The organism is Youngiibacter fragilis 232.1, assembly GCF_000495435.3.
GTDB classification, from domain to species: Bacteria; Bacillota; Clostridia; order Clostridiales; family Clostridiaceae; genus Youngiibacter; species Youngiibacter fragilis.
Genome location: NZ_AXUN02000115.1, coordinates 1 through 5,697, shown reverse-complemented (window position 1 = coordinate 5,697; position 5,697 = coordinate 1). Strand labels below are relative to the sequence as shown.

Genomic DNA, 5,697 nt, shown 5'->3' with positions numbered 1-5,697 from the left:
TTTCTGTTTAATTTTCAAAGAACTTATCGCTCATTTAAGCGACTTCTACATATTATCATTTGTGCTTTAGGCTGTCAACTGATTTTGATACAATTTTAGTCAACTTTTTGTTGCCTGTACTCACGTTAGCCCAATATCAAGACTTTCATAGCCTTTAATTGGCACATGGATAATAAAGCTAATCGTGCTTTGACATCAACCATTCATTATTTCCGCTTCAAAAAGCTTAATTACAGAGCACTCTTTGTCATCGTTTTCACTTTATTCAACCAAAAAGCTTCCTATAATAAGATGCATAAATGCAGATTTCAATTAACTTCACAAAAGTGCCAGGTTAATGCATTTTAGATTTTAGCCCATAAGAACATGAAATGAGCACGGCTCTGCCAATACTATAATCGACAAAGCCGTACTACTATTATAGATTTTCTGAAAGTCTTCTGTTTCTGCTTTTTTCCGCGACGCGCGCAAACATTATTCCAACTTCGAAAAGGACGAGCATAGGTACAGCCATAAGAAGCTGCGAAACAATATCAGGCGGTGTAAGGAAAGCAGCAACAGTAAGTATGATTATCAAAATGTGTTTTCTGAATTTGACAACGGTCTTTGCCTTGAGTATTCCAAACAGGCTGAGTAGGAGCATCACAATTGGCAGTTCAAATACAAGCCCGAACGAGAGCAGCATATTAGTTGCAAAACTCAGGTAGCTGCTGAAGCTTATTAAAGATGATATCCTGTCCATCTCGAATCCAGCGAGGAACTTGAGTGTCATGGGCAGAATAACCATATAAGCGAAGGCTAATCCTGAAGCAAAGAACATGGCTCCAACAAAAAGCGAAAGGAGAAGGTATCTTTTTTCCCTTGCAACAAGCCCTGGCTTAATAAACAACCAGATTTGCATGATGATCAGGGGTGACGCTACAATGACTCCCCCAAGGAAAGCTATCCTTATTTGAGAAAGAAGAAGCTCTTCTGGAGCGATAGCAACGAATTCCATACCCGGCGCCTTATCGAGCATATCGATTATAAGCTTCTCAACATGGTAATAACAGAATCCGGCTCCACCAAGAAAAAAGATTACTGAATAGATGAGCCTTCTCCTAAGTTCACCCAGATGGCTGATGAGTGTCATCTTTCTTTCTTTCTTCTTTGCCTTCTTCAGGTCCTTTTCAAGGTCCTCAATTCTTGCTCTCATCGTTAAGGTCTACCTTGATATCCTCCGAGACTTTGTTTGCCTGAGACTTGAACTCGTTGATAGCCTTTCCGACAGATTTTCCTATTTCAGGAAGTTTTGATGGTCCAAATACTACCAACGCAATGGCCAGTATGAGTATCAGCTCCGGGGCACCTAATCTGCTAAACATATTTTTATCTCCTTATCAATTATTCTTTCGTCCTGGGTATAGACTTTCAGGTCCTTCCCCATGCATCTTCCAACTAGAGTTATTTCACATTTCTCCGCAATGTCTACCGCAAGCTTCGTAGGATTGCTTATCGAGCACAGTATTGGGACACCAGCATTCATGGCTTTGAATACCATGTCAGCAGATATCCTGCCAGTCGTGACAATCATCGATGCTTTCAAATCAACATTTTCCTGTATAGCCCTGCCAACGACTTTATCATGTGAGTTATGCCTTCCCACATCCTCCCTGGTAACGAAGAACCCCTCAGAAACAAGCGCAGAAGCATGAATACCTCCATGACGGATGTACTTCTCCGATTCCTTGACCATCCTCTTAACAGCCTGCCTTATCTCAAGGATCGTTACTGAGTGGTCTGAATTTACGCTCTCCAGGCCTTCAATGGCATCCTCGTAGTCAAAGCCCTGACTGCATGCGGTTGTTATTATCTCACTGAATCTCAGGCGCTTTAAATGAGACTCCCTCAGATTCACGTATACCTCCCTCTCAGCATTGCAGACGCTTATTTTGGTTATGTCTGACATGCATGAGACAGTTCCGGTATCAAGAAGATACCCAAGCGCCAGATCCTTCAGGTCCTCAGGGGTACACATCAGGGTTGCAGCAACATCTCCGTTCACATATATAGATACCGGAACTTCATCAGACAGATTGAAGTCATTCATCAAAAGTCCCCTCCTTAAGGTGTTTCGTACTGAAGCACCTCATACCATTCAGCAAGCTTTGTAGCATAGAACCGGGTCATGTACTGTTCTGAGTAAATAAATCGGGTTCCGTTCGACGCCTCGGTGAACTTCAGGTCTCTGTAATCACTCTCTTCACTAAGGCTGTCAAGCAGCTCCCGGAGCTCTTCCAGATTTATGGAATAGGGTTTCTTGGTGAACAGATCCGCTCTGGTGGGCCTTGGATACTTCTTCGACTCATACCTTACAGTCTCTGCTATGAGCTTCAGCATGTCCTTGTTCTTAAGCCCCATAAGTATCTCCACATACCGGTCTGTCATCTCGCTTCCGGAATATATGTACTCATTGCCTTCCGAATCGCTTATCCTCTTCAGCTCAATGAATTCAGGGAAATCCAGCATCCTGGCAAGGAGAGGCTCAACCTCCCCCTCCTCGATACCTGCGATTACCGCAATACTGTCCTTGGCGACAAGATTACCTTTTATTGATTCTTTTCTTATGAAAATGACCGTTTCCTTGAGTTTGAGCATATCATCAAATATGACACTATCTTTTTCCATTGTCACCTCTTTATGGAAGGAGGTTCAGGCTCCCCAGCTCATCTGCAACGTCCTTGAGTCCAAGCCTCTCCAATGTTGCTCTTGTCGGAGCCCCAAGCTTCTCATCCCATCCCATTTCCTTATAGAACATCGTGAGCGCAAGCTGCATGTCATCTCTGTCCATCTTTATAGTTCCCTTTGTGAACGGCTCAACTCCAGGATCAGTATCATACACCCAGTCCATCATGACATCATGGGTTGCTCTCATATCCATGGTGTTCATGCACTTTACTGTTAGAGCCCTGTGAAGTGTCATTATCCTTTCACCGGCAAGATCGAGTTCAGCTTCTGAGATCTCCTTGCCTGTGACCATCGACATGAACTTGGCTTCAAGAGCTGTGTCTCCCCTGTAGTTTCTCGCTTTCGACGGTGAGACTGTCATCGGCCACATCCAGTTGCAAAGCGTAAGCGCGTCATGTATGCAGTTCCTTGCAAGGGACCACTTTGCGAACTTTGCCTTGTACTCGTTCATTGGCTTGTAATCCATTGGGGCGTCAAGGGCATCGCCTGATCCGAAAACCTCTCCCGCGATCTCCTTAAGCAGCTCTATCGGAAGTCCTGAACCAATGAGGTTCATGTGTGTGTGCGACTGTGAGTCCCTGTTGAACATACAGGATATCAGCGCTCCTACCTGTCCGCCTGCCTCGTTGGAGTGGTGCTTTGGATATCCAAGCGGCGACCATATTCCATAAGCAGCTCCATTCCAGAAGTCCTGTCCGAACTTCCATCTCTCAGCGATCCAATAGGTTCCAAGACCGAGGTTTGAGAATTCACCTTCCTTGAAAGCTACCCTCCTGTAAAAATCCTTGAGGAACGCAGGATCACCATTTTCAAGAAGGTCCCATGGAATCGAGTCGTATTCTTCCTTTGGAAGAACCTCTTTAAGTATTCCATGCTCATAGGCATACTTGAAGTCCTTTCCTATCATTCCATAGTTGCACCATACGCCGTAATCGTCAGCAAGCTGCGCACCAAGGGTCCTTGTGATCATGTTCGCATCACCCTCTTCGAACTGGTCCTTTACGCCCTTTATCATGACACCTGCAGGTGAATGGAATCCCATGCAGGTGTTGGCAACGTTTGGAGATACCCCATAGGTTGCAAGCTTGGGAATCGTAAGCTGGGAGTGGCACCTTATCGGACATGACTGGCATCCCCCCATCCTCACCGTGTACTTTTCAGCAACCGGGCCAAGGTCAAAGACAGCCTTCATTGTCCTGTAGCCAACCTTATTCACTTCGCCGACTGCACAGTCTCCAGTTTCAACGACAGGGTCTGCAGCTCCCCATGTAAGACCCGCCTTAGCTGTCCATCTCGAACCCTGGCTGTGGTATTCAGCCCAGGGCTGAGGAGCGTTCGGAACAACATGCTGATTGTTGGCACCTATGATGTCCGCCATCATGTATCTGTTAAGTTCGACAAAGTCAGCACCCTTGCCTGCTATAGCAACAGATCCGGTGCCCTTGACAGCAACAGCCTTGAGCAGCTTGGAGCCAAGTACTCCGCCGTGACCGCCAGCAGAATGGGATGTGCCGTTCATTATTACCGAAAGGTTAACGAGATTCTCTCCCGCCTGGCCTATCGCTGCAATCGAAGCCTCTTTGCCGATCTCTCCCGCAAGTATAGCCGTGGATTCAAATATTCCCTTTCCCCATACGTGTCTTGCGTCTTCAATCGTTACCTTATCATCTTCTATCCTGAGCCAAACCGGCTTCGGGGATTTTCCCTCAATGATTATTGCATCGTATCCGGCATATTTCATCACTGCCGCGAAATTTCCGCCCATGTGCGAATCGGAAACCGCATTGTTCGGATTCGATGGCAGAAGGGAAGTTATATTGGTCCTTGAGCTGCAGGGAACACCGCTTCCTGTAAGGGGTCCTACTGCAAAAACGATCTTGTTCGCCTCATCGAAAGCCTTTGTTCCCTGAGGAACCTCATCGAACATGACCTTGTAGCCTATGCCCATTCCGCCAATAAGTGATTCATATTCCTTAGTTTCAGTTACTGAGATGTTAGCTGTAGCAAGGTTTACCCTAAGTATCTTTCCAGCCCATCCAAACGATTTATCAGCCATTGCCATCCTCCTCCATTAACCTAAAAGCATTCCATGTCTGTCCATTGCAACCTTGACGTCTTCCCATGGTATTACTGACAGCGCACCTGTAGGACAAGCCTTTGCGCACTCTCCGCAGGTTATGCACTTAGAAGACTTCTTCGTCTCGGCATCCACATTCGGCATATGCCATGGGCACGCCTGGACACAGGTTCCGCAACCTATGCAAAGCTCCTTGTTGACCGTCCTTGCATTCCCGTTATTCTTGTCAGCGTATATCGCACCGACAGGGCATGCGTTCCCGCAGAAAGGCTCTCTGCACTGTTTGCAGGTTGAAGGTGTCATCAGGAGATTCCCGTACTGTCCATCAGCGCTCGCAAAGTTGATTTTTGGGCCTTCTTTTCCAAAATTATAGTTCTTGCTGACATTAACCCTTGATATGAACGGCTGAATCTTCCCTTCATTCATGGCTGTACAGGTGATTTCACACCTCTGGCAACCAGTACATTTCGACCTGTCAGCAACCATCAGACCCTCAGCCAAAGGAAATGCGGAGACCTCCTTTGTATCACATCCGAACAGACTGAGAATTGACAAGGATACAACCGCACCACCAATACCTTTTCCAGTGAGCTTCAGAAAATCCCTTCTGGTTTGCTCCCTGTTGAAAAAGCTTTTCTTTTCTTCCATTGCTTTCCCTCCTATTAAGTAAATATTTAACTAAAATCTTTAAAATAGTTATATTGTTAACAAATATAGGCGCATATTATGCATAAATCATTGCATAAAACACTATTTTTAAACTCGATCCAATCAAACTGGAACAAATTGTAATAGTATAATGCAGCGCAGGCGACCACCATGCTTTTATAGTACCATTTCATTACATATTTATAAACAGCGTTAGAAAAATATTGGCTCAATCACAAATTCTG

General features: G+C 45.4%; 6 protein-coding genes. All 6 read right to left on the bottom strand.

Annotated features, from left to right (window positions below; genetic code table 11):
- Nucleotides 1-418 precede the first annotated feature (418 nt).
- From tatC to T472_RS06290, 6 genes are read right to left on the bottom strand one after another with little or no spacing between them, the layout of a single operon-like run.
- Nucleotides 419-1,195, bottom strand: coding sequence for a twin-arginine translocase subunit TatC (tatC, locus tag T472_RS06315; protein WP_023386477.1), 777 nt, complete (start codon nucleotides 1,193-1,195; stop codon nucleotides 419-421).
- On the bottom strand, nucleotides 1,179-1,364 hold the full coding sequence (locus T472_RS06310; protein WP_023386478.1) for a twin-arginine translocase TatA/TatE family subunit: 186 nt from the start codon (nucleotides 1,362-1,364) through the stop codon (nucleotides 1,179-1,181). Before T472_RS06310 ends, tatC begins: the two co-directional genes overlap by 17 nt.
- Nucleotides 1,349-2,089: a formate dehydrogenase accessory sulfurtransferase FdhD gene (gene fdhD, locus T472_RS06305; RefSeq protein ID WP_023386479.1), complete on the bottom strand. Its 741-nt coding sequence runs from the start codon at nucleotides 2,087-2,089 to the stop codon at nucleotides 1,349-1,351. Before fdhD ends, T472_RS06310 begins: the two co-directional genes overlap by 16 nt.
- Before the next feature lie 14 nt (nucleotides 2,090-2,103).
- Nucleotides 2,104-2,667 (bottom strand): YdhW C-terminal domain-containing protein, encoded by a 564-nt coding sequence (locus tag T472_RS06300; RefSeq protein WP_023386480.1) that lies wholly within the window; start codon nucleotides 2,665-2,667, stop codon nucleotides 2,104-2,106.
- A 10-nt stretch (nucleotides 2,668-2,677) separates the two neighbouring features.
- Entirely contained in the window at nucleotides 2,678-4,783 is a 2,106-nt protein-coding gene (locus T472_RS06295; RefSeq protein WP_023386481.1) for an aldehyde ferredoxin oxidoreductase, read from the bottom strand.
- Nucleotides 4,784-4,798: 15 nt separating this feature from the next.
- Complete coding sequence (locus tag T472_RS06290) at nucleotides 4,799-5,452, bottom strand: ferredoxin-like protein (RefSeq protein ID WP_023386482.1); 654 nt, start codon at nucleotides 5,450-5,452, stop codon at nucleotides 4,799-4,801.
- Nucleotides 5,453-5,697 lie beyond the last annotated feature (245 nt).

Coding starts and splice junctions, on each gene's coding strand:
- tatC (WP_023386477.1), bottom strand. CDS start 1,195: ATGAGAGCAAGAATTGAGGACCTTGAAAAGGACCTGAAGAAGGCAAAG.
- T472_RS06310 (WP_023386478.1), bottom strand. CDS start 1,364: ATGTTTAGCAGATTAGGTGCCCCGGAGCTGATACTCATACTGGCCATT.
- fdhD (WP_023386479.1), bottom strand. CDS start 2,089: ATGAATGACTTCAATCTGTCTGATGAAGTTCCGGTATCTATATATGTG.
- T472_RS06300 (WP_023386480.1), bottom strand. CDS start 2,667: ATGGAAAAAGATAGTGTCATATTTGATGATATGCTCAAACTCAAGGAA.
- T472_RS06295 (WP_023386481.1), bottom strand. CDS start 4,783: ATGGCTGATAAATCGTTTGGATGGGCTGGAAAGATACTTAGGGTAAAC.
- T472_RS06290 (WP_023386482.1), bottom strand. CDS start 5,452: ATGGAAGAAAAGAAAAGCTTTTTCAACAGGGAGCAAACCAGAAGGGAT.